The following is a 22,801-nucleotide window of genomic DNA, read 5'->3' as shown; positions in this document are numbered from 1 at the left end:
GCTTCGGCGTAGATGACGCATCTTTGTGCCACTCTTCCGGCTAGGCGTCAGTCGCCCGAATGCTTTCCTCTATCGATGGACTTCGTGTAGATAGTCATGAGCTTGCTCATTTCGGTATTGTAATCCCGCAGGGTTTCTTCCACCCATCGCGAGTGAAGACTTGAGGCATCCGAAAAGTTCTTGCAGCCCAGCATCTGACGGAACGTCTCGGCATCCTTCTCGAGACGCTTCGAGACAAAGCCAATCATCTCGCGATTGCACTCTGTCGTCGCGAAAAACCACGCCTCCGCGGCCTTAGACAGATTGCGGGCGTTATCCCCCAACAAAGCGGTTTCCTGAGTGCTGCGCACTGCGCCGGACACTGCCGAGCTCTTGGGCATCGTGGCCATGGTTCATCCTCCTTGACACATCTTTCAGAATGAAAGCGTCACTGTTAATTGGTCGAGGTGGCTAATGGCGAAGTTTACTGCACGTACTGCCTTACTGTGCCGCATGGACTTTCAGCCGCAGAGTCTCCTCGTCGAGGCAGTCCCGGGGGCGTTTTCCGACGAAGGGGCCCGATGACCATACCACCGAACATCGGTGGCGCAGCATGACCGCACGTGCCTCTTCTGAAACTAGAACGCGTTCCGGAGAGATCGGTTCGAGCAGAATGCTGGACAAATGACATCTCTCCAATCGCGATTGAAGGGAGCGTAAGTTTGTCCACTACGTGAATACCTCAGCAGCCGTTGCAGATACTGCGCAGCGTGCGGTTCATCCGGCGATCCCACTCGCGCACCTTTCGGTCAGCCTCTGCCCTGCTCCTGTCAGCGTCCGTTTGCTGACTCTCCTGTTTCTGCATAGCAGATGGAATTGGCTGCCGGCGCTTTGTCAAGCCAAGCTGAGAGCTTGGATCTTGAGCCAGGATAACGCCTGCTAGGAAGAAAGCGGATATTGCGATGTCAACGCGCAATCCAGATGAAAAGGGCATGTAAGCCATTGCAAATATCCCTTTACTCTGCCTTCACATTCTGCCGCGTCCTTTTTCTCTCATGCCACCCGCATCGCGGCTGCTTGAGCTGTTGGGCGATTTCATTGACCTTTTGGGACAATCATGTGGAGTAAGCTGATTTAGCGCGGGAGAATCCTTCCGGGACTTTAAGGCGAACCGTCCTGTTTCCGGCCCAGGCGAGGAAGACGCATTGGCCGCAACCCTGGCGTCTTGCGAAGACGCGAATGACTCATGCGCCATGCCGAGGGGGTTTGTCCTGACCAGCGCCGGAACGCTCGCGTGAAAGCGCTCAGCTCGGAATACTTGAGGACGGCGGCGACTTGATTGAGCTCCATGTCCGTGTTTTCGAGCAGGTCACATGCGATCTCGAAACGGATCTCATTGGCAACCTGTCGGAATGCCAGACCTTCGGCACGCAAATGGCGATGCAAGGTTCGTCGGTTGATCGAGAACAGGCGCGCAATCTCAGCAGCCGAGCAGGAATCCTTGAGCAGCTCGATCCGGAGAACGCGGCGAAGATCCTTTGTAAGCGGGCTGGCACCGCGATCAGTCGGTTGAGGCCCGTCTTCCCGGCGGACGGACGGCATCTCCATGACTCCCTCCCCCTTCCCGGCAGCGTTGAGCTGCCGGACAGGCTTCATCATAGTCGGCCCCGGCCGGTGTGCTTGACCGGTTGAGACTTTCTCTTGACATTTGGGTTCTTCGGAAGGTTCCTGCGCCTAAACTACTCGGGCTGGACCCCCTTAACGAGTTTGAGCGCCTGCTGGGCCGCCGCCGGCTCGCTCTCGTCATGACCGGTAACCTGCACGGTCGGAAAGGCGAACTTGATCCCGTTCTCGTCGAAGGCCTTCTTGAGCATCGCATAAGCCTTCCGCCGAATGACGAATTGCTCTCCCGGACGGGTCATCATCTTCATGCGCAGTTGAATGGCGAAGTCGCCGAACTGCTCGACCCCCTGCATCTTGAGCGGTTCGAGAAGGTTCGGCGCAACGTCCGGATCGGCGGCGAGTTCCTTTCCCACCTGCTTGATGATCTTCTTCGCCTTGTCGAGATCCGTATCGTAGGTCACGTTGATGGTCATCTTGTCGATGACCCAGTCACGGCTCATGTTCTGGACAGCCCCGAGCTGCCCATATGGCACCGTGTAGATCGGGCCACGATGATGCCGGAGCTTCACGGATCGAAAGCCGAGCTTCTCGACAGTGCCCTTGTAGCTGCCGCTCTGAATATACTCACCCACCCGGAATGCATCGTCGAGCAGGTAGAAGACCCCGCTGATGACGTCCTTCACCAGCGTCTGCGAACCGAAACCTACAGCAACGCCCACGATTCCCGCGCCTGCGATCAGGGGCGCAATCTCGACACCCAGGGAGGAAAGCGTCATCAGCAACGCGACGGCTGCCAGAACGATGAACGCGATCATGCGAAAGATCGGCAGCAGGGTACGCAGGCGTGCTTGCCGAAGGGCCTCTTCCGTGCCGGGAGGAGCGGCAATCTGCATGCGTGCAAGCCTGCCGTCGATCTGTGTCTTCACGATCTGCCAGATCAGGTCTGCGACTAGCAGGATCACGACACTGCTGAGCGCACCGCGAAGCAGGCGCGTGGCGGCCGTATCCCGGCTTGTCAGTTCAACAAGATCGATTTGCCAGACACGCGCGAGGAACAGAGCGGCACCGACGATCAGGAGCGCACGCACGGCCCGATCGACATAGAGCGCTCCCATCTCAGGCTCGAGGGCAGCCTCACTGTCTTGCTCGGGACGCAGCAGATGATGCGCAGCCGCGCGTGTCACAGTCACGGCCTTCGGCAGCAGGATCGCGATGGCAAACAGCCAGAACAGCCCGTTCATGCCAGCAACCCACAATCCCCACAGCATGACCAGATAGAGCGACAAAAGCCATGTGCCAAGGACGTGATGCCGGCCGGGAGGCTGCGATGCGTCAACAGCTTCCGTGCGCGCCCGAGGGGAACGCCATACGGCCTCGATGGCTATGACGAGAAGACCGATGCCGAGGATATAGGCCACGAGCCTCAAGCTGCTCGGTGAAAATCCAAGCGTGTGCAGGCTCTCGACGCTGGCCCAGCCGACGATGAACCAGCCGACGAAGAGAGCCATGCGTCGGTGCCAGAACGCAGCGGCCTCATCCGTAAGAGGAATGACGCGGAAAAAGCCGTCTCCTGCACGAGAGGGGCTTCGGGGTGCAAGCAGAATCCGGCCAGCCAGAAGAACGAGCCGCAACAGAAGAGCGGCGGAGAGGTAGGCAAGTACGATCTTCCTCAACAGCGGAGGCCAGTCGAAGATCAGAAAGGCCCCGATGCTTCCGAGCGCAAAGATTGCCACATGGGCCAGGCCGAAACCCAGCCGCATGCCGATCGTGCGCAGACGGTCGCGCATCGAACCGGCTGGATGCGAAAAAGCCCGTTCGTAGGCTGCTGATGTAGCCCTGCGAAAAACCCATTCCAGCCCAGCGCCTAGTCCGGCAAAGCCGAGAACGAGCCAAAGAATATCGTAAAGCGGCCGGCTTTGAAGTTCCGCCGACAGGAGATCGGCCGCCTGGCGAGCCTCGCCAGGCAACCGGGGAACAGCGCCTACGAGGGAAATCAGGTGCTCCCGGATCGCTGAGACGCGTCCTGCCATCATCTCGGAGGCCTCGGTCTGCGGCGCGGCCTCGACAGGTGCCGGTTGCGCCTGCCGCTGACGGTCGATCCAGTCCCGCACGGCCGGATCCTGGAGCAGCCGCAGCAATTGCTCGACCTGCGGCGGTGGCGAGGCAGGGGCCGAAGGCGACTGCGCGCAGGCGGGACTGATGCCAACCTGAACCAGGATCAGGAGCATCACCCCCCAAAGGGCGTTCACCCATGTCGTCCGCGTCTCTGCCGTCACAACCGCTCCGGCCTCCATCGGCATTCCAGCCAGGGTAATTATGGGCAGCATTGGTCAATCTGCCCAGAGGGATTCTCAACCTGCCGACAATCGGGATCGATACAATGAGGGGCTTCCCCCTCCGGACAGCCCCTTCAGCATCAATGTTGCATAACGTGAACCGCCCCCTTGTCCTAAACGGCTTTGCTCCTTCTTCCGGCTTTCACTCGTGGCGGCCTTCGCGCCAGGCCGTCGGGGTCTGCCCTGACCACCGCCGGAAAGCACGGGTGAAGGCGCTCGCCTCCGAATAGCCGAGCGCCGCCGCGATCTGCGTCAAAGACACTTCCGTGTCCTCGAGCAACTGACGAGCTATCTCGAAACGGGTTTCATTCGCGATCACCCGATACCCCACCCCGCTGCCTTTCAGTCGGCGGCTCAGGGTCCGCCGATGCATCGCCAGGAGGTCGGCGATGTCCTCGGCGGAACAGCGCCTGCTCATCAGACGTGTGCGAAGGATCCTCCGAATGTCGTCCGTGAACTCGGATCCGGCCAATCGCTTGAGATGTCCGATCCGTTCCTCCAGAACGCTGCGCAACAGGGCATCCGCACCGGCGATGCGGCGGCTCAGGTCGGATTCAGGAAAGACAAGCGTCGCACTTTCCTGGTTGAACCGGACCGGAGCGTGGAAGAAGCGCCGGTATGGCTCGCAATCCGCAGGGGCCGTGCGCGGCAGAAGTACCTCCGCAGGATTCCATTCGCTTCCGCAGAGCGCGCGCAGGGCATTGACCGCCACGGCAAGGGCGCCGTCCGAAATCTGCTCCGCGCTTTCGACATCGGGCTGGTAGACGGAATACGTGAGCAATGCCGAACCATGGTACATCGTCAGCGCCGGAACCGCTCCCCGATCCTGAATGCTCAGGCTCGACACCAGGCTGTGCAAGGCATCGCCCACGGTCTCGGAATGCAGCATCAAGCGGCCGATTATTCCGAGAGACAGAATGGTCGCGCGCTGCCCGACGAGAAACCCGAAATAGGAACAGCCCGTGCGGGCTACGCTCAACGTGAGCAGTTGCCCCAAGGCGGTATGGGGGATGATGTTGGAATCGTCCTCGAACAAGCTTGGATCGAGGCCCGCCTCCCGGATGAGCGGTATGGGATCGATGCCAAAGCTGCGGAGGCAAGGCAGGATTTCCTTCGCGACGCCGAGATGGATATAGCCGGGAGGAAGTGTCCGTCCCACTTCCATCATGTTATGGAGCCATGAGTTCGAACTCTGTTGACCGCTCCCCCCGAGCTGAGACTGAACGATATCGAACATCGCCACGGGCTGCCTCGCAACATTCATGAACGGAATCTTGTCGCGGGGATATGATTGTCACACTGGGAAGGCCGTAACTTGACTTTCGTCAATCAACACGACCTGTTCCGGCTCCCGGTCATCGGGAATGATCCATTTGGCCCCTTGCCTCGCCGACCGTCTTCGGAAGATCGCCTATCGGCAGCCTTGTGAAGGGCAACGGACGCTCAACGGGACAGCATGTCGCGGAAAAGCCGCATGATGTTGAACGCTGTGAGCAGTCCGAGCGTACAGATGGCCACGCCCAGGACCTCCGAAGAGGTTGGCCACTCGCCGAGCAGGGGAATGGCGAGCAGGAGCGCTCCTGAAGGAACCAGGGACGGAAAAAGCGAGGCCTCCGGCGCTCCCAGGTGCGAGATGGCCTTGGCAATGGCGATGGGGCCCAGGCACCCGCCCAAAATCCCCTGAAAGAAGACCTGGCTGAGCCAGGCGCCGGACGTTGCGGAGCCGCCGGTGTGCAAGGTCAGGAAGAACGGAAGGAAGGCGAGCGTGGACAGGATCGAGACATGACCGATGCCGACGACGGGATCGACCTTCCAGCGCCCGATGAGATAAGTGAAGATGCCCCAGAGCGTCCCGGCTGCGGCGAAGCACAGGTCCCCCAGCCATATGCGGGCTGAGGATTGAGGCTCCTGCCCATCCTGGCCCGCGGCGATCACGACCAGGCCTGCGATGAGAACGGCCATTCCCAGAAGCCGGAAGACAGGCGGAGCCTTGTGGTCGATGATCCATGCGAGGCCGGTAGCGCTCACCATCGTCGCGCCCGCGGTCAGCACAACCGCGTGCGACAGGGGCGCCAGTCCGAAAGCCGTGTTGATCAGGAGGCCGAACAGCGGTCCTGCCAAGGCGAGGAGCACCAGGAGGCGCCCCCATCCCAGTTTATGCTCATTGCGGCGGGACAGAACGAACGGAACCAACACGAGGGCCGCGATGCCAAAGCGAACCATGGACATGTCCATGGCGGAAAGCCCATCCATTCGCCCGAGCCGCGAACCGACATTGTACCCCGCCCAGGCCAATGCGGCGGTCAATCCCCACATGATCCCAGTGGTAACGGCTTTCCAGTTCTTCGTCCGGTCATCGCTCGCTCTGGCAAGGGACATGCATGGAACCTTCGCGCACGAGCGCTCGCTTATTCAGACTGTGGGAGGACACGGGACGATCATTCACCGTGTCCGGTTTCTTTCAGGACCAACTCGTCGACTTGGAAAGATCCGACGAGTCCGATTTCAGGATGCTCCGGGGAAACACTCCGAAATGCCGCATCGTGCGCTTTCTCCGGCAGCCAGATTTCCATTACGGCATCGATGATCTGATTGCCTGCCGGCACGGCCGGGTCCACGGAGAAACTCTTATCGACGACAGGATTGATGCGAAGCGCTACGCTATCGCAGCAAAGGGCGAGATCGGCGAAGAGATTTTCCGCCGTTTCCTGCAACGCCATTTCCGGCCCGGAAAGAAGGTGAATAAACTTCACCGGCAGCCGATCCGCACGACCGTGGAGCCGTGTTTCCCCTTCCTTCTGAATCAGGATCGTCACGTTGCTGAGGAAGCCGCGAATATCCTCGATGCAGGCGCGCTGTTCGTCGGATTCCATGGCGACACGCATGGACTCGGCATCGTCGAACCAGAGCTGCGAGATGCCGTCGATCCTGTGCAGCTTGTCACCCTGCGAAGCCGGCAGGCGTGCGACGATGCGGTTCTGCCGATAGGCCCTCATAGCCTCGACACGCAAGGCAAGCGGACCGTGCACATGACGCCAGTGCTCGGAGAAAGCGGCGGAATCGACACCGTCGCGATTGCGGATGAGGCCGCTGCGGATAATCACGTACAGTCGCCCCGATCATCTGCCCTGCCGGGCAATATGAAAGGGGGAGGCTCTGCACCTCCCCTCTCCTACGGCTTCGGTGCTCAGCCCTGGAGGGCAGCCCACATCTCGCGGTCGCGCTCGGCGGTCCAGATCACCGGGTTGTCGATGCCGGAGGCTTCGTCGAAGGCGCGGGAGACGTTGAACGGCAGGCAGTGCTCGTAGATCGCGAAGTTCCCGAATTTCGGGTCCATCACTTCGCGCGTCGCGGCGAAGGTCTCCTTCAGCGAACGCCCCCGGGCCACCGAGATTTCGGCCGCGCTGTAAAGGGTCGTAACGAAGTCCCGCGTCATCGCCACCGCCTCGCGCACCTGGCTCTGCCCTTGCAGCGCATCACCGCGCCCCGGTGCAATCGCCTTGGGCTGGAAGTCGAGAATGGCGTCGAGGGTCTGGGGCCACTCGCGCAGATGCGCGTCACCGCAATAGCAGGCCGAGTGGTACTCGACGAGGTCGCCGGTGAACATCACCTCGGCATCCGGAACCCAGGCCACGATGTCGCCCGCCGTGTGTCCGGCGCCGAGATGGAACAGCTTGACTTCGCGCTTGCCGAGGAACACCGACATGCCGCTCTCGAAGGTCATCGTCGGCCATGTGAGGCCCTCCGGGATGCTGCTCTCGCCCTTGAACAGGCGCGGAAAGCGGCCGATCTCGGATGCCTTGTCCTGCTCTCCGCGCTCGACGATGAGGTCATAGGTGGCATTTGAGGCGATGATCCCTTGCGCCTTGTAAGCCGAGGCGCCGAGCACGCGCACGGCATGATAGTGCGAGAGGACGACATACTTGATCGGCTTGTCGGTGACCTTGCGCACGCGGGCGATCACGTCCTCGGCCATCATCGGCGTGGCCTGGGCATCGATGACCATGCAGCCGTCATCGCCGACGATGATGCCGGAATTGGGATCGCCCTCGGCGGTATAGGCGTAAAGGTCCGGCCCGATCTCGGTGAACGACACCGTCTTGTCGGACATATCCCCCGTCGAGGCAAAGGACTTGCTGCTCATCTTCCGTTTCTCCCGCTATCGACCGGCGCCCGCGAGGCGTCCGGCACTGTTGTCCATCGACTGAAGTTTTTCCATTAACGGCGCACGCTTCGCGAGCCATGGTCCATGCTGAGTAGGCCAGCCCTCGAATCGGAGATCGTGCCCGAGGGCGTGAGCTGCATGGTGAGCCCAATAGGGATCATAGAGCGCCTGACGGCCGACGGCGATCAGGTCCGCCCTGCCCTCCTGCAGGATGGCTTCCGCCTGAGGGCCGTCGAGAATGACGCCGACCGCCTGGGTCATGACGTCCGCTTCACGACGGATGCGTTCCGAGAACGGAACCTGGAAGCCGAGTCCCCGCGGAACGTTCATGTTGCGCGTCTCATCGGACAATCCTCCCGACGAGCAATCGAACACGTCCACGCCGATGGCCTTGAGTTCGCGCGCCAGCACGACGGAATCGTCGAGCCCCCACCCGTCCTCTGTGCCGTCCACGGCGGAGATGCGTACGAAGAGCGGCTTCTCCTGAGGCCAGCGCGCCCGGACATCGCGGGCGACTTCCAGAGCGAGCCGCATGCGATTTTCCCGCGAGCCGCCATATTCATCGTCACGACGGTTAGAATGCGGGGACAGGAAGGATGCGATGAGATAGCCATGGCCGAAATGTAGTTCGACTACATCGAACCCTGCCCGATCGGCCCGCTCCGTCGCGGCAACGAACATCTGTCGGATCTCGGCTATTCCGTCGGGCGTCAGCGCCTCGGGCACAGACCATTCCGGCCCCGCCGCCACGGCGCTCGGACCAACCCGCCGCCATGGTTCGCCCGTCGCGTGCAATTGCTCCATGGTCAGCGCCCGTCCGCCTTCCCACAGGGCCTGCGATCCGGCCTTGCGGCCCGCATGGGCAAGCTGAACACCGATGGCCGCCCCGTTCTCATGAACGAAGTCGACGATGGCCTTGAACGGAGCCACCTGCTCGTCGGACCAGAGTCCCACGTCCCGCACGCCGATCCGTGCACCCGGGTCCACGGCCGTGCTCTCGACGAAGATCAATCCGGCCCCGCCGAGGGCGAACTTGCTCAAATGGACCAGGTGCCACGCACCCGGGCGGCCCCGCCCTTCCGCCGAATGCTGGCACATGGGAGAGATGACCACGCGGTTCTTCAGTTCGAGCCCCCGGATTTGCAGGGGCTCGAACAAACGGGGCCGATGCGATGCCGTCATCGTTGTCTCCCGATTGGTCGTGACCGTTCGCAATCCATGGCGAAGTTAAGCCGCTGGGCGGTTCGCGACGGAACCGCTTTCATCGGACACGCCCGCCAGATGACGGCCAGCGATGTAGCCGAACGTCATGGCAGGGCCGAGCGTGATGCCGCCGCCGGGATAGTTGCCGCCCATGATGCTCGCCATGTCATTGCCGGCCGCATAGAGCCCCGGAATGACTTGACCGTTCTCATCGATGACCCGTGCATTCGGGTCGGTCCGCAGACCTGCGAAGGTGCCGAGATCGCCAGGCACCACCTTGACGGCGTAGAAGGGGCCGCGCTCGATGGGGCCGACGCAAGGGTTAGGCTTGTGGTCCGGATCGCCGAGATAGCGGTTATAGGCGGTGCTGCCGCGCTTGAACTGCGGATCTTCGCCCTTGCGCGCATCGCGGTTGAAGGTTTCCACCGTCTGCTCGAAGGCGGCCGGATCGATTCCTGCCTTCTGCGCAAGCTCACGCAGGGTGCGCCCTTTAAGCAGGTATCCGTTCTGCAGATAAGGCGTGAGCGGCACCGGAAACGGCTTCACGAAGCCGAGGCCGTAGCGGCGGATTGTCGGATGGTCGACGATCAGCCAGGCTGCCTTTTCAGCATCGTTCCCGCAGGCGCTGACCATCGCCTGAATGAAATCGTGATAGGAGTTGGACTCGTTGGTGAAGCGCTTGCCGTTGCGTGTGACGGCGATGACGCCGGGCTTGCCGCGATCGATGAAGTGCGGGAAGGGACCCGACGTGCCGTCGCGGCGCGGAACCAGCGAGACCGGGACCCAGGCCGCCGCGTTCGGCAGTCCCTCGACCGCACGCCCGCCGACTTTCTCGCCGAGCCGAATGCCGTCGCCCGTGTTTCCGGGAGGGGCCGGGGACCAGTGCTCCTGGCCGGTGGGCGCATGCGGGAAGAGTTCCTTGCGACGCAGAACGTCCTGCGGGAAGCCGCCGGCGGCGAGCACGACACCGCGGCGTGTGCGGACCTCGGTGATGCCGTCCTTGGTCTGCACCAGGGCGCCCTTGACCGCCCCGTTCTCCACGATCAGGTCCTTCACGGGCGAGGACGTCCAGATCGGGATTTTCTGATCGAGGGCGGATTTCGCAAGCCTGCCGATGAGGGCATTGCCGTTGGTCAGACGCATCGCGCGTCCATGCGTGACGAGATCGCGCCCGTACTTCGCCAGCAACACGCCCACATAGGCCGCCGACTTGATGGAACGGGTCACATTGAAGAAGTGCAGGAGCTCCTTGCCGGAGCCGATCATCATGCCGAGAAAGGTGATCTCCTGCAGCGGCGGACGCAGGCGCGCAATATCCTTGCCGAGCTTTCGGCCGTCATAGGGCGTCGCCACGACGGAACGGCCGCCGGGCATGCCGCCAGGGGCATCGGGGTGGTAATCCGAGAAGGCCGGCCCGAGGGTGAATTCCATCTCCGTATTCTTCTCGAAGAACTCGACCATCTTCGGCCCGTTCTCAAGGAACGCATCCACACGGCCCGCATCGAAGTGATTGCCCGCCTCGTGCTGGAGATAGGTGCGGGCGGCTTCCTTGGAATCCTTGAAGCCTTCCTTCTGGGCCAGCGGATTGCAGGGGATCCACATCCATCCGCCGGAGCGCGCGGTCGTTCCGCCGAAGACGGGCTCCTTCTCCGTCACGATGACGTCGAGCCCGTGATGGCGAGCCGTCAGCGCGGTCGCGAACCCGCCCGCTCCAGACCCCACGACAAGGACATCGCATGTGACAGTTTTCGTTGGCTTCATGGCGTTCCTCGCATCTCGAACCGGCCTTCAAGCGCGCCGGGAGGACTTTTGATTCAACATTTGCGAATGCGTTCGTTAATTTGTTTTAGACGAACGCATTCGTCTATTCAAGATACTTTGGCAGCTTTGCGCTTCCGGTTCCCCTGCACTCTCCTAGGGCAGGACCTCATGCGTCTCGACGAGAAACGTCGTGATTTCAGCAATGAAACTGAGAGCATGGGTCTGCGAGACATCCGCCGCCGGAGAGCGGAAGGCGGCCTCGATATCGGCAACGGAGCGGAACCACATCTCCACCATGCCGTCGATGGGAAGAGCCTCGTAGGATGCGGGCTGCCCGAGGCCTGCACTTCGCCCGGTAACGAGGTTCTGCGTGTAGCCCATGAGGTTCGGAAACTTGCCGACGGCTTCGGCGTGGAAACCCCACCATTCTTCCTTGAACTGCTCGGGCGTCAGACCCGCCTTTCGCGTCAGGATCGACATGCGCTTCACGAGAAGGCCGGCCGCGGGATCGACAGGCACCACGACGTTCTGGACCGCCGTGATCAAACCCGTCTGGCCGACGAAGAGATGGTGGTCGCGGGCAACCTCCATGTACTCCTCGGACGACAGGGCTCTGTTCATGTCCTCATCGCTGTCGAACCACAGTTCCGAAATGCCATCGATGGACCAGGATCCGCGGGCGTGATCGATCGCGAGCTGCCGGGTGTCGACGACATGGTTCTGGTGATACCGCCGCAGGCCCGGCAGGCGCGCCGCCAGCGGACCATGCACCTCGCGCCAGTGCCGCCTGAAATCGGCCTGACTCACCTCAGGCCTGCGCGTGAGAAGCCCCATACGAACGATCATCGCAGCCTCCTCAAACAGCCAGGTAGCCGCCGTCGACGACGAGGGTGGTTCCGGTCACATAGCTCGACATGTCGGATGCAAGGAACACGGTGGGGCCGATCAGCTCCTCCGGCTCGCCGAAGCGCCCGAGCGGAATGCGTGCGAGGAAGCGCTCGGCGCGCTCGGGATTGGTGCGCGTGGCTTCCGTCATCGGCGTGTTGAGCGTACCGGGCGCGATGGCATTCACGCGCACGCCGTCCTTGGCCAGCTCCTGCGCCAGGTTCTGGGTGAGCATGCGCACGGCCGCCTTCGAGGTCGAGTAGCTGATCGAGGTCGACGTCGAGACGAAGGATGCAATAGAGGCCATGTTGACAACCGCTCCCTTCGTGGCTCTCAAAGCCGGGACGAAAGCGAGCGTCACATTCAGCGTGCCGTTGAGATTGACCTGCATCGCCGCATCCCAGGAGCGCATCACATCCGGGCTGTCGATGGTGTTGCGCGGGCATATGCCGGCATTGTTCACCAGAACCGAAACCTGGCCGATGGATGCCTCCACATCACGCGCCAGGGCGCGGCATGCCTCCGCATCGGCGACGTCGAGCGGGTAGGACCACGCCTCTCCGCCTTCGTCCACGATTCCTTTGGCCGTCCGCGCGGCAGCCTCGCCATTCAGGTCGGTCGCAATGACCCGCGCCCCTTCCTTCGCGAGGCCTCGTGCAATGGCGGCACCGTTGCCCTGACCGGCACCCGTGACAAGCGCAATACGCCCTTTGAGCAGCATCCGTTTCGGCTCCCTGACCTGATGAGAAGACCGCCCCTTCTGACATCGTGGGGGCTAAGGCAAGATAAGCATATGACGAACGCGTTCGCAAATGGCGAATAGTCGTAACCGCAAAAATTCATTCCATCCACGACGCGAAAACGCACGCTTCGCAGTTCGCAAAACGCGCGCCTAAAGACCGGCGGATTGATCGCTGTCGTCTGGAAACGCTATGCGCGGCGGCGGCGCTTCACGGGCGCCTCGGCTCTCGCAACCTGCACGGTTTCTTCCTGCTCGGTCTCGTCCGTGGCATGGGGCGCATAGCCAAGCTGTGCCGACAATTTATGCGTGAAGGCCAGAAGCGCTTTCGTATGGGAGCTGGCGGGACCGACATCGAGAACGCCCTTCGGGCCGATGATCGTAATGGCGAGCTGCATCTGCCCGCTGTAGTCGAACACCGGCGCGGCGATGGCATTGATCCCCGTGACGGGCCTGCCCTCCGTAGGCGCGTAACCAAAGCTTCGGGCGGTCGCGACTTCAGCTTCGAGTTCCTTGCGCGACGTGGCCGTGCCGATGCCCTGGATACGGGCGCCCTTGCGCAGCTCTTCATTGAGCTGGGTCGCGATGACTTTCGGCGGCATGAAGGCTGCAAAAACTTTGCCGGTCGCCGTTCCGGTGATGGAGAAGACCGTTCCGGTGCGCACGTTCACGTGCACCTGATCGCTGCCCTCCTGCACCTGAACGATGGTGGGACCATGCGTACCCCAGACGGCAATGGTGACCATGAGGCCAACCTCTTCCGCGAAGTCGACGATAGCATGTCCCGCGAGACGCAGAGGATCGAAGCTGCGCAGCCGGGCGATTCCGAGCTGGAGGGCGAAGGGGCCGAGCTGATAGCGCCCGCTCGCGGCATCCTGCTCGACGAGTTCGAGCTTGCGGAAGCTCACGAGGTAAGCGTGAGCCTGAGCGGGCGCGACATCGGCCATGGTCGCAAGTTCGCGCAGCATCAAGGGTTTTCCTGCCTTGACCAGCGCCGAGAGGATCCGCCCTCCGACCTCGACCGATTGTACGCCGCGTCCGTCTATGCTCATAACCTACCCAGTCTCATCGATGGCCCGGCTCATCCGGCTCCGTGCGAACCCCCGAGATACGCCGCGCGGACCTTGGGGTCGTGCAGGAGCTGCTGCCCGGTTCCGGACAACGTTACACTCCCTGTTTCCAGGACATAAGCCCGGTCCGCAATGGCAAGGGCCATATTGGCCATCTGTTCCACAAGGAGAATGGTGATCCCGGACCGCCGCAGGGACACGATGATCTCGAAGATTTCCTGAATGATCTTCGGCGCGAGACCGAGGGAGGGCTCGTCGAGGAGGAGCAGCCGCGGCTTGCCCATCAAGGCTCGCGCGATCGCCAGCATCTGCTGCTCGCCGCCGGAGAGGGTCACGGCGAGCTGATCGCGCCGCTCCCGCAGGCGGGGGAACAGCTTGAACTGCTCCTCCACCTCGGCATCGAGCGCATCGTTGGGCAGGTGCCGGAAATAGGCGCCCAAAGTCAGGTTGTCGTACACGGTCTGGTCGGGGAAGACCTGCCGTCCCTCGGGCGACAGGGCGATGCCCCGCGCGACCCGCCTGTGGGGCGCAACCCGGGAAATCTCCTCACCGTCGAAGACGATCTGGCCCGAGCCTACCGGCATCAGTCCGGCAATGCCCTTGAGCAGCGTGCTCTTGCCGGCTCCATTGCCGCCGACGATGGCGACCACTTCGCCGGCCGCGACTTCGATGGAAGCCTTGCGGACCGCCGCAATCGGCCCATAGGCGAGATCTACGTCCTTCAGAGTCAACATGCGCATCCCCCTGCCTTAGGCTGCCTCGATGGAGGTGCCGAGATAGGCCTCCATCACCCGCGGATCCTCCTGAATCTTGCCGGGCGTGCCCTCGGCGATCTTCTGGCCGTAATCGAGAACGATCACATGATCGGAGATCGTCATGACGAGATCCATGTGATGTTCGATCAGAAGGATCGTGATTCCTTCGTTGCGGATTCGCACCAGAAGCTGTCCGAGCTCCGCCGTCTCCTGCGGATTCAAGCCGGCCGCAGGCTCGTCGAGGAGCAGCAGCAGCGGCTCCGATGCCAGCGCACGGGCAAGCTCGACGCGCCTCTGGAGACCGTAGGCAAGGCTTCCGGCCGGGGCGTCGGCATATTGAGAGAGCCCCGTGAAGGCGAGAATGTCGTTGACCTTCCCGAGCGCCTTCGCCTCTTCCCGGCGCGCCTTGGGAAGTCCGAGGAGCGAGGCGACGAAACCGTTCTGCATCCGGGAGTGCTGTCCGAGCAGCACGTTCTCACGCACGGACAGATCCTTGAACAGTCTGAGGTTCTGGAAGGTGCGCGCGACACCGTGATCGCAGATGCCGTGCACGGTCTGCTGGGTGATCTCCCTACCCAGGAACGTCACCGTTCCGCGATCCGGCCGGATGATGCCGGTCAGCATGTTGATGAACGTGCTCTTTCCGGCGCCGTTCGGCCCGATCAGCGCATGGATGTGTCCCTCCGTCAGGGCGACGGACACATCCTTGGCGGGCACGACGCCGCCGAAGGCCTTGTTGAGGCTGTCGGCCTTCAGCAGGCTGCCCGCAGCGCCGGGCTCGACCGACCGGGTCGGCAGCTTCGGCGCGATGCGGGCCGGCTCCGCTCCGGCGCTCGACCGCATGCCGAGGCCGAGTTTACGGAACAGTGAGCCGAAGACACCGGCGAGCCCCTTCGGCATGGCATAGAGCGCGAACAGCAGCAGCGCACCGTTGACGAAATGCTCGATCCAGGTCCAGCGCGCCACGAGCGCTCCGATGATGACGAGCGTCACGGAACCGAGCAGAGGCCCGTAGAGCGATCCGCTGCCGCCGAACAGCACGAGGAGCAGGATGAAGATCGACAGGTGGAAGTTGATGAAATCGGAATTGATGTACTGGTTCTGCTGCGCCACCAGCGCGCCCGCAAGGCCGCAGGTCACGGCGGCGATCACGAAGGCGAGAACCTTGTAGCGGTACACGGCGACGCCCACGGCGCCGGCCGCAACCTCATCGGCCTGCAGCGAGAGGAAAGCGCGGCCGAACCGGCCCTGCAGCAGGTTGCGCAGGAGAAGATGGGCGACGAGGCAGAGCCCCAGGCCGAACCACACCCATTGCAGCATCGTGAACGGGACGCCGCCCAACGTGAGCGGCTGGATCGCGTAGATTCCCATCGCGCCGCCGAACACCTCGGAGCCTTCGGTCACGAGCTTCTCGATGACGACGCCGAAAGCCAGGGTCACCATGGCGAGGCTTGGCCCCTTCACGCGCAGCGAAGGCATCGCAATAAGGATACCGAAGAATGCCGACACGCCGCAGGCCAGAAGAAGCGCCAGCCAGGGGCCGACCTCATAACGCGTGGTCAGCAGGGCGACCGCATAGGCGCCCGCCGCGAACAGCCCGGCCTGTCCGAGCGACTTCTGCCCCGCGAAGCCGAGGAGCACGTTCATGCCTGCCGCGCACAGGAAATACACGCAGATCATGAACAGGGTGCGCAGATAGAACTCGTTCTCGATGAACGAGGCCGCCGCCGCGATGACGGCTACAAGAGCGACGGATCCAATCAGATGGCGCATGCGAATTAAACCTTGTCGACAGCGGTCCGGCCGAAGAGGCCCGCCGGGCGGAACGCCAGAACCAGAATGATCAGGCCGAACACCACGATCTCGCGCCATTGCGCCTGCCAGAGGCCGACGGCGGATTCCAGAACGCCCAGGATGAAGCCGCCATAAATGCAGCCGCGCGGATTGCTGAGGCCGCCGATGATGGCGCCCGAGAAGGCCTTGAGGGCAAAGCCCATACCCATGAACAGGGAGGCGGAGGCAATGGGAGCGATCAGGACGCCTGCGACGCCGGCAAGGCCGCTCGACAGCGCGAATGCGCCGATCATCACCAGGGTCACGTTGATGCCCATGAGGCTGGCCGTCTGGGGCGAATGCGCCACCGCCATCATGGCCTTGCCGATGCGCGAGCGGCGCATGACCAAGTCGAGGGCGACCATGATCAGGATGGCGCAGGCCAGCACCAGAAGCTCCTGCGGGCGCACGCCGGCCCCTGCGATGCGCAACACGTCGTCGCCTAAAGGCGACGGCACCATGACGGGAGCAGGCCCCCAGACCGCGAGACCGAGGCTCTGGAGCATCACGCCGAAGCCGAGGGTGCTCATGACCCAGTTCATGCCGCCCTTGCCGGCAAACGGCCGGACGGCGAGCAGGAAGATGAGAATTCCCATGAAGCCGGCCACGACTCCGGCCCCGATGACGGCGGCCGAGTAGCGCCAGGCGGAAGCCGCCTCGCCGGGGACGGCCGTAACCGTGCTCGTCAGGCCGGACAGCAGAAGGAGCATCGTCACGCCGACGAAGGCACCGAAGGAGATGAACTCGCCCTGAGCGAAGTTCAGCGTCTTCGTGGTGGTGAAGGTGATGCTGAAACCAAGCGCGATCAGGGCATAGACGCCGCCGACGGCAAGGCCGCTGAGGAGGGTCTGGATATAGACGTCCATAAGGGCTCCCACGGTGCAGAATGCGAGACCTGCCGGTCCGGTCGGGAACCGGCAGGTCGTGTCATGAGGATGTTACTGCGCGAAGTCGGAAGGCTGGAGGGTCTTCACCACATCGTCGCTGTAGGTGACCAGCTTGCCGTCCTTCCAGTGCGTCCAGCGATAGTCGGCGGCGGTCAGCGCCTCGTGCTCGGTGGCGGAGAACGGCTTGTTGTAGGTCTTCATGATGCCCTCGACCGGAGCCTGGAGGCTCTCGAGTGCCTCGCGCATCTTCGGACCTTCCGTGCTGCCGGCCTGCTTGATCGCGGCAGCCGTGATCATGAGCGCATCATAGCAATGCGCCGCGAAGCTGAAGGCACTCTTGGAGGCCATTTTCGGAGCGAGGCGGTCGTAGAGCTGCTGCTGCTTGGGCGTGCGATCCTCGGTGATGGTGCGCATGAAGATCGGCTTCTCGGCCAGCGTCTTGCCTGCCGTGTCGAAGAAGCTCGCATTGTCGGACGACCAGGAGGTCAGGGTCACGGGGAAGTAGTTGATCTTCTCCATGCTGCGCACGAGCTGGCCGATCGGCGTGCCCTGCGCCCAGACGAGAACCGTATCGACGCCCGCAGCCTTCATCTTGTTGAGCTGAGAGGTCATGTCGGTGTCGTTGACGCCGAACTTCTCGATCGCCACGGGCTTCAGTCCCTTCGCCTCGGCGAGTTCCTGCAGATCCTTCAGGCCGCCCTGGCCGTAGCCGGTGGTCTCGACGAGGAAACCGACATTCTTGGTGGCGGGGTTCTTCTTCGCATAGGCGATGAGGCCGGCGACCTGCGCCCGGTCCACCATGGAGACGCGGTACATGTAGTTCTCGGCGCCGGGGCTAGCAGGCTTGGTGATATCGGTCGCCGAACCGATGCAGCCGATGGAGGGATTCTTCTTCTGGTTGGGAATGTGCTTCCAGGCGAGCGCGTTGCCGGAATTGGTCGGGCCGAGCACGGCGACGACCTTCTCATTGTCGATGAGGTCGCTCATGTTCTGGATCGACTTCGGCGGCTGCGAAAGGTCGTCACGCACCACGAGCGCCAGCTTGCGTCCGAGAATGCCGCCGGCAGCGTTGATGTCGTCGATGGCGGCCTGGATGCCGAGCACGCCGGCCTGCCCGCTCTGCGCGGAGGGCGAAGCCGAAAGATCGCCGTTGAACCCGATCTTGATCTCTTGGGCGTAGGCCGCCGACGAAAGGGCGAGCGCACTGCCGAGAAGAGCTGCTTTCAGAGCTGTGTAGTGTGGCGTCATGGTGTTCCTTCCCTCACAGGGTACGTTTCGGCTGCGGGTGCGACGCCCAATGCGTGCAACCCGCCCGGAGCTTTGGGCGGGCAGCGCCCGCCGCTGTTTGAAGGTCGAAGGGATGGAAGAAGAGCGCCGGTTGTCATTGGCGCGCGCAAGCCGGTTCTTTCCCGGCGTTGCCGGGTTCGGCTTTCGGACGTCCCTTCCCTTCCGCATTTCGTATGGTTCGCTCTCTTAACAGAGCTTGCTGATATTCGTACCCAATAGCGAACGCGTTTGCAATAGACGAATGCAATGACTTTCGTAGCGGTGAGGGCCGCGCCGGGCTTTCGCAGGAGATATCCGGCTGGACCGCCTAAAGCGAAAGCGGCCGCTCACATTGCGAGCGGCCGCCTCGAAGGTTGGAATGACAGCCCCATATCGGGGCCTGTCGCGTGGCCTCACTCCGCATCCGGCTGGGCGGACGGGTGAGCTTTCTTGAAAGCCTCGTGCTCTCCGGCCAGCGCCTCGACGCGAAGGATGCGCGGGAAAGCGTCCAGAGGAACGGCAAACCGCCGCGCCGCGTAAAGCTGCGGCAGAAGATAGACATCGGCCAGCGACGGTTCGGGGCCGAAGCAAAAGCCCTCGTCCCCGATGAGCGCCTCAGCCGCTGCAAGCCCCTGCCCCACCCATGTGGCGATCCAATCGGCCACCTCCGGCTCGGAGCGTCCGAATATTGTCCTGAGATGGTTCAACGGGCCGACATTGTGCAGCGGATGAATGTCGCATCCGATGATCGACGCCACGGCCCTGACCTTGGTCCTTGCCACCGGATCGACAGGAAGAAGCGCAGGCTCGGGATAAACCTCCTCGAGATATTCCAGGATCGCCGGAGACTGGATGAGGACGGTGCCGTCGTCGAGTTCGAGCGCAGGCACGCGTCCCTGAGGGTTGATGGCCCGGTAGGCGGGAGCCTTCTGCTCCCCGCCGTTACGGACCAGATGCACGAAAGCCTGCTCCGCCTCGACATTCTTCAAGGCGAGAGCGATGCGCACGCGGTAGGAGGAGGTGGACCTCCAATACGTATAGAGCTTCATGCCCCTGTTCCTCACCCGGCCGGCAGGATCCGGGCGCGGCACTCGCCGAATCCGATGGGGGCGAAGCCTTCCCGGCGGCCGCGCGCCCGCATGATGACTTCGTCGCCGTCCTCGAGGAAGCGACGCTCCTCACCGGATGCGAGCACGATCGGATTCTTCCCGCCCTCGGTCGCCTCGAGGATGCTGCCGCAGCTCGTCAGATCCGGCCCCGAGATCGTTCCCGAACCCAGCAGGTCGCCCGGCTGGAGATTGCAGCCGTTGCTGGTGTGGTGCGCGATCATCTGGGCCACGGTCCAGTACATGTGCCGGGCATGGGACAGGCCGAGCCTGTGGGGCGCCAACCCCTTGGCCCGCAGGCCGGAGGTCATCAGCAGCACCTCGATTTCGATATCGAGGGCCCCTTCCTTCTGGTCGGCGGCATCGGTGAGGTAGGGCAGCGGCGCGGGATCGCCTTCCGGGCGACCCGGCTGAGCCATCCGGAACGGCGCGAGGGCCTCGGGCGTGATCACCCACGCGGAAATCGTGCTGGCGAAGTTCTTCGCCAGGAACGGACCGAGCGGCTGATATTCCCAGGCCTGGATATCGCGGGCCGACCAGTCGTTGAGCAGGCAGAAGCCGCCCACATGGTCTGCCGCCTCGCCGATGTCGATGGGCTCGCCCTGCGCATTGCCGGTGCCGATCCAGACGCCGAGCTCCAGCTCGTAGTCGAGCCGTTGGCACGGCCCGAAGACCGGGCCAGCCGCATCCGGCGGCTTCGTCTGACCGCGCGGACGCCGCACCGGGGTTCCCGTCACATTGATGGACGATGCGCGGCCATGATAGCCGATGGGAACATGCTTGTAGTTCGGCATCAGCGGATTGTCGGGCCGGAACAGCTTGCCGACGCTGGTGGCGTGATGAATCCCGACATAGAAATCGGTGTAGTCGCCGATACGTGCCGGCAGGTGCAACGTACAGGCCTCGACCGCGTGCAGGCATGCCTCCACCTTGGCCTGGTCGGGACTGCCTTTCGCCAGCAGCTCGGACAATCTCAGCCTCAGGGCCTGCCGCGGTCCGGCGCCGAGCGCGAGGAAGGCGTTCAGCGTCGCCCCGGAGGCAGCCTCGGCAGCCTTGGCCGCCTCACCCGCGAAAAGGCCGGCAGCGAGAGCCGCCGACAGATCGAGAATCCGGTCGCCGATCGCGACGCCGCCCCGCGCCCCGCCGTTGCGAGGGCTGAACACGCCGAAAGGGAGATTCTGAATGGGGAAATCGGCATGACCGTTGGCCGACTGCACCCAACTCTCGAGCTTCGGGTCGTGGGTTTGATCTAGTTGAGCCATCGCGACTTTTTATCTCTTATTTGGGTTGAAGTGTTTTTTGAGTTTGTGTCCGTATGCGGCGTAGTCTTTCTGCAGGGCGTCGGTCGCGGCGGCGAAGGCGGTGACCTTCTGCGGAAAGCGCGTCTCGAACATGAAGGCCAGCGTGCCCTCGAGCTTGTGCGGCTTGAGCTCCACATGGCTCGCCTTCTCGAACGCATCCACGTCCGGCCCGTGCGGCAGCATCGTGTTGTGCAGCGACATGCCCCCGGGCACGAACCCGCCCCCGGTCTTGGCGTCGTACACCCCGTAGATCAGCCCCATGAACTCGCTCATCACGTTCATGTGGTACCACGGCGGACGGAACGTGTTCTCCGCCACCAGCCAGCGGTCGGGGAAGATCACGAAGTCGATATTGGCCGTGCCGGGCGTCTCCGACGGCGAGGTCAGCACCGTGAAGATCGACGGATCCGCATGGTCGTACAGGATCGGACCCACCGGCGAGTAGCGCCGCAGGTCGTACTTGTAGGGCGCGTAATTGCCGTGCCAGGCCACCACGTCGAGCGGCGAATGCCCGATCTCCGCCACCCACAGCACCCCGCCCCACTTCACGTACATCTTCGACGGCGCGTCCTTGTCCTCATAGGCCGCCACCGGGGTCAGGAAGTCGCGCGGATTGGCCAGGCAATTGGCCCCGATCGGCCCGCGCTCCGGCAGCGTGAAGGCGCCGCCGTAGTTCTCGCACAGATAGCCCCGCGCCGGCCCGTCGACGAGTTCGACCCGGATCTTCACCCCGCGCGGGATCACCGCGATCTCGCCCGGCTCGATGTCGATGATGCCGAACTCGGTCCACAGCCGCAAAGCGCCCTGCTGCGGCACGAACAGCAGCTCGCCGTCGGCATTGTAGAAATACTCGTCCGCCATCGAGCGGGTGATGAGATAGACATGCGCGCCCATGCCGGCCTGGGAGCCGGCATCGCCCGCCGTGGTCATGGTGCGCACGCCCTCGAGGAACGACACCGGCGCGGCCGGCAGCGGGATCGGGTCCCAGCGCATCGGCGCGATCGGCAGCTCGACCTCGGCCGCCGGCGCGGTGCGCCACAGGCCGATCTCGGCCTTGGTGAACTGGCCCCAATGGGTCACCGTCGGGCGGATGCGGTAGAGCCAGGAGCGCTCGTTGGTGGTGCGCGGCGCGGTGAACGGCGAGCCGGAGAGCTGCTCGGCATACAGGCCGTAGGCGCATTGCTGCGGCGAGTTGCGCCCGATCGGCAGCGCGCCGGGCAGGGCCTCGGTCTCGAAGCCGTTGCCGAAGCCGGACATGTAGCCGGGCTGGAGCGCGCTCTCGAGGGGCGCGGCGGCCTGCGGCCGGGATGGGTTCTGGACGTTCATGGACCTGACCTCCTCGGATCGGGGCTGGGAGCGCGACGGGGGCCGTGGGCCGCCGCCGAAAACGGGGGAGCCGCGGTTGCGCCCGCGGCCCGCAATGGTTACAGACGTAACCGTCGATTTTGTAACTAACAAGCGCATGACCGAGCTCGCCCTCGAACGCTTCCTGCCCTACCGGCTCAACCGCCTCGCGGCGGCGGTGTCGCAGGAGTTCCGCGCCGTCTACGGCCCGCATCACGACCTGACGATCCCGGAATGGCGGGTGCTGGCGACGCTCGGCCAGGCCGAGGCCCTCGGCGCCACGGCGATCGGGCGGCATTCGGCGATGCACAAGACCAAGGTCAGCCGGGCGGTGCGGGCGCTCGAGGAGCGGCGCTGGCTCGCCCGCCGCGAAAGCCCCGCCGACCGGCGCGAGGAGATCCTCAGCCTCACCCCCGCAGGCCGGCGCGCCTACCGCGCCATCGTCCCCAAGGCGCTCGCCTTCGAACGCCGCATCCTCAACGCCCTCGGCCCAGACGCAAAAAACCTCCTCACCGCAATCGCAAAACTCGAAAATATCTTCGAAGAAA

20 protein-coding genes are annotated in these 22,801 nt (G+C 63.4%); 1 reads left to right on the top strand and 19 read right to left on the bottom strand.

From position 1 onward, the window contains the following. Positions 1-47 precede the first annotated feature (47 nt). The 19 genes from L879_RS0115670 to hmgA all read right to left on the bottom strand — a co-directional run bounded on the left by L879_RS0115670 (position 48) and on the right by hmgA (position 22,235). Positions 48-389 carry a phasin family protein gene (locus L879_RS0115670; RefSeq protein ID WP_027316944.1) on the bottom strand — a complete coding sequence of 114 codons (342 nt, stop codon included), beginning with the start codon at positions 387-389 and terminating at the stop codon, positions 48-50. 751 nt (positions 390-1,140) lie between these two features. Beyond that, positions 1,141-1,587, bottom strand: coding sequence for a helix-turn-helix domain-containing protein (locus L879_RS23330; protein ID WP_245265249.1), 447 nt, complete (start codon positions 1,585-1,587; stop codon positions 1,141-1,143). Between the two features lie 131 nt (positions 1,588-1,718). Next, complete coding sequence (locus L879_RS0115660) at positions 1,719-3,929, bottom strand: mechanosensitive ion channel family protein (protein ID WP_245265248.1); 2,211 nt, start codon at positions 3,927-3,929, stop codon at positions 1,719-1,721. Positions 3,930-4,080: 151 nt separating this feature from the next. Beyond that, positions 4,081-5,106 (bottom strand): AraC family transcriptional regulator, encoded by a 1,026-nt coding sequence (locus tag L879_RS0115655; RefSeq protein ID WP_035459834.1) that lies wholly within the window; start codon positions 5,104-5,106, stop codon positions 4,081-4,083. A 275-nt stretch (positions 5,107-5,381) separates the two neighbouring features. Beyond that, positions 5,382-6,317: a DMT family transporter gene (locus L879_RS0115650; protein ID WP_084021074.1), complete on the bottom strand. Its 936-nt coding sequence runs from the start codon at positions 6,315-6,317 to the stop codon at positions 5,382-5,384. A gap of 59 nt (positions 6,318-6,376) precedes the next feature. Then, positions 6,377-7,042: an EthD family reductase gene (locus L879_RS22900; protein WP_027316940.1), complete on the bottom strand. Its 666-nt coding sequence runs from the start codon at positions 7,040-7,042 to the stop codon at positions 6,377-6,379. Between the two features lie 83 nt (positions 7,043-7,125). Next, the gene (locus tag L879_RS0115640; protein WP_027316939.1) at positions 7,126-8,082 is read right to left on the bottom strand and encodes an MBL fold metallo-hydrolase; all 957 of its coding nucleotides are present in this window, start codon (positions 8,080-8,082) and stop codon (positions 7,126-7,128) included. A 15-nt stretch (positions 8,083-8,097) separates the two neighbouring features. Further along, positions 8,098-9,285, bottom strand: a complete 1,188-nt coding sequence (locus L879_RS21865) for an NADH:flavin oxidoreductase/NADH oxidase (RefSeq protein ID WP_035459832.1) — start codon at positions 9,283-9,285, stop codon at positions 8,098-8,100. 45 nt (positions 9,286-9,330) lie between these two features. Continuing rightward, entirely contained in the window at positions 9,331-11,067 is a 1,737-nt protein-coding gene (locus L879_RS0115630; protein WP_027316938.1) for an FAD-dependent oxidoreductase, read from the bottom strand. A gap of 153 nt (positions 11,068-11,220) precedes the next feature. Beyond that, positions 11,221-11,913 (bottom strand): EthD domain-containing protein, encoded by a 693-nt coding sequence (locus tag L879_RS0115625; RefSeq protein ID WP_027316937.1) that lies wholly within the window; start codon positions 11,911-11,913, stop codon positions 11,221-11,223. A gap of 10 nt (positions 11,914-11,923) precedes the next feature. Continuing rightward, positions 11,924-12,673, bottom strand: a complete 750-nt coding sequence (locus L879_RS0115620) for an SDR family NAD(P)-dependent oxidoreductase (protein WP_027316936.1) — start codon at positions 12,671-12,673, stop codon at positions 11,924-11,926. A 209-nt stretch (positions 12,674-12,882) separates the two neighbouring features. After that, positions 12,883-13,743, bottom strand: coding sequence for an IclR family transcriptional regulator (locus tag L879_RS0115615; RefSeq protein ID WP_027316935.1), 861 nt, complete (start codon positions 13,741-13,743; stop codon positions 12,883-12,885). Positions 13,744-13,772: 29 nt separating this feature from the next. After that, the gene (locus L879_RS0115610; protein WP_027316934.1) at positions 13,773-14,495 is read right to left on the bottom strand and encodes an ABC transporter ATP-binding protein; all 723 of its coding nucleotides are present in this window, start codon (positions 14,493-14,495) and stop codon (positions 13,773-13,775) included. A 15-nt stretch (positions 14,496-14,510) separates the two neighbouring features. After that, positions 14,511-16,289: a branched-chain amino acid ABC transporter ATP-binding protein/permease gene (locus L879_RS0115605; RefSeq protein ID WP_027316933.1), complete on the bottom strand. Its 1,779-nt coding sequence runs from the start codon at positions 16,287-16,289 to the stop codon at positions 14,511-14,513. A 5-nt stretch (positions 16,290-16,294) separates the two neighbouring features. Further along, positions 16,295-17,215, bottom strand: coding sequence for a branched-chain amino acid ABC transporter permease (locus L879_RS0115600; protein ID WP_027316932.1), 921 nt, complete (start codon positions 17,213-17,215; stop codon positions 16,295-16,297). A 72-nt stretch (positions 17,216-17,287) separates the two neighbouring features. Beyond that, on the bottom strand, positions 17,288-18,484 hold the full coding sequence (locus L879_RS0115595; RefSeq protein ID WP_027316931.1) for an ABC transporter substrate-binding protein: 1,197 nt from the start codon (positions 18,482-18,484) through the stop codon (positions 17,288-17,290). A gap of 431 nt (positions 18,485-18,915) precedes the next feature. Then, positions 18,916-19,551 carry a maleylacetoacetate isomerase gene (gene maiA, locus L879_RS0115590; protein ID WP_027316930.1) on the bottom strand — a complete coding sequence of 212 codons (636 nt, stop codon included), beginning with the start codon at positions 19,549-19,551 and terminating at the stop codon, positions 18,916-18,918. Between the two features lie 11 nt (positions 19,552-19,562). Continuing rightward, positions 19,563-20,870, bottom strand: coding sequence for a fumarylacetoacetase (gene fahA / locus L879_RS0115585; RefSeq protein ID WP_027316929.1), 1,308 nt, complete (start codon positions 20,868-20,870; stop codon positions 19,563-19,565). A gap of 9 nt (positions 20,871-20,879) precedes the next feature. After that, positions 20,880-22,235 carry a homogentisate 1,2-dioxygenase gene (hmgA, locus tag L879_RS0115580; RefSeq protein ID WP_027315142.1) on the bottom strand — a complete coding sequence of 452 codons (1,356 nt, stop codon included), beginning with the start codon at positions 22,233-22,235 and terminating at the stop codon, positions 20,880-20,882. 136 nt (positions 22,236-22,371) lie between these two features. On the opposite strand from hmgA, the gene L879_RS0115575 reads away from it, so the two are divergent. Beyond that, positions 22,372-22,801: MarR family winged helix-turn-helix transcriptional regulator (locus L879_RS0115575; protein ID WP_027315705.1), on the top strand; the 430-nt coding region annotated here is incomplete at its 3' end.

It is taken from the genome of Microvirga flocculans ATCC BAA-817 (assembly GCF_000518665.1).
GTDB lineage: Bacteria > Pseudomonadota > Alphaproteobacteria > Rhizobiales > Beijerinckiaceae > Microvirga > Microvirga flocculans.
The sequence above is the reverse complement of the archived record's forward strand: the minus strand, read 5'-3'. Positions and strand labels throughout refer to the sequence as shown.

Coding starts and splice junctions, on each gene's coding strand:
- L879_RS0115640 (WP_027316939.1), bottom strand. CDS start 8,082: ATGAGCAGCAAGTCCTTTGCCTCGACGGGGGATATGTCCGACAAGACG.
- L879_RS0115610 (WP_027316934.1), bottom strand. CDS start 14,495: ATGTTGACTCTGAAGGACGTAGATCTCGCCTATGGGCCGATTGCGGCG.
- maiA (WP_027316930.1), bottom strand. CDS start 19,551: ATGAAGCTCTATACGTATTGGAGGTCCACCTCCTCCTACCGCGTGCGC.
- L879_RS0115600 (WP_027316932.1), bottom strand. CDS start 17,215: ATGGACGTCTATATCCAGACCCTCCTCAGCGGCCTTGCCGTCGGCGGC.
- L879_RS0115630 (WP_027316938.1), bottom strand. CDS start 11,067: ATGAAGCCAACGAAAACTGTCACATGCGATGTCCTTGTCGTGGGGTCT.
- L879_RS0115615 (WP_027316935.1), bottom strand. CDS start 13,743: ATGAGCATAGACGGACGCGGCGTACAATCGGTCGAGGTCGGAGGGCGG.
- fahA (WP_027316929.1), bottom strand. CDS start 20,870: ATGGCTCAACTAGATCAAACCCACGACCCGAAGCTCGAGAGTTGGGTG.
- L879_RS0115605 (WP_027316933.1), bottom strand. CDS start 16,289: ATGCGCCATCTGATTGGATCCGTCGCTCTTGTAGCCGTCATCGCGGCG.
- L879_RS0115595 (WP_027316931.1), bottom strand. CDS start 18,484: ATGACGCCACACTACACAGCTCTGAAAGCAGCTCTTCTCGGCAGTGCG.
- L879_RS21865 (WP_035459832.1), bottom strand. CDS start 9,285: ATGACGGCATCGCATCGGCCCCGTTTGTTCGAGCCCCTGCAAATCCGG.
- hmgA (WP_027315142.1), bottom strand. CDS start 22,235: ATGAACGTCCAGAACCCATCCCGGCCGCAGGCCGCCGCGCCCCTCGAG.
- L879_RS23330 (WP_245265249.1), bottom strand. CDS start 1,587: ATGGAGATGCCGTCCGTCCGCCGGGAAGACGGGCCTCAACCGACTGAT.
- L879_RS0115670 (WP_027316944.1), bottom strand. CDS start 389: ATGGCCACGATGCCCAAGAGCTCGGCAGTGTCCGGCGCAGTGCGCAGC.
- L879_RS0115620 (WP_027316936.1), bottom strand. CDS start 12,673: ATGCTGCTCAAAGGGCGTATTGCGCTTGTCACGGGTGCCGGTCAGGGC.
- L879_RS0115625 (WP_027316937.1), bottom strand. CDS start 11,913: ATGATCGTTCGTATGGGGCTTCTCACGCGCAGGCCTGAGGTGAGTCAG.
- L879_RS0115660 (WP_245265248.1), bottom strand. CDS start 3,929: ATGCTGCCCATAATTACCCTGGCTGGAATGCCGATGGAGGCCGGAGCG.
- L879_RS0115655 (WP_035459834.1), bottom strand. CDS start 5,106: ATGATGGAAGTGGGACGGACACTTCCTCCCGGCTATATCCATCTCGGC.
- L879_RS0115650 (WP_084021074.1), bottom strand. CDS start 6,317: ATGTCCCTTGCCAGAGCGAGCGATGACCGGACGAAGAACTGGAAAGCC.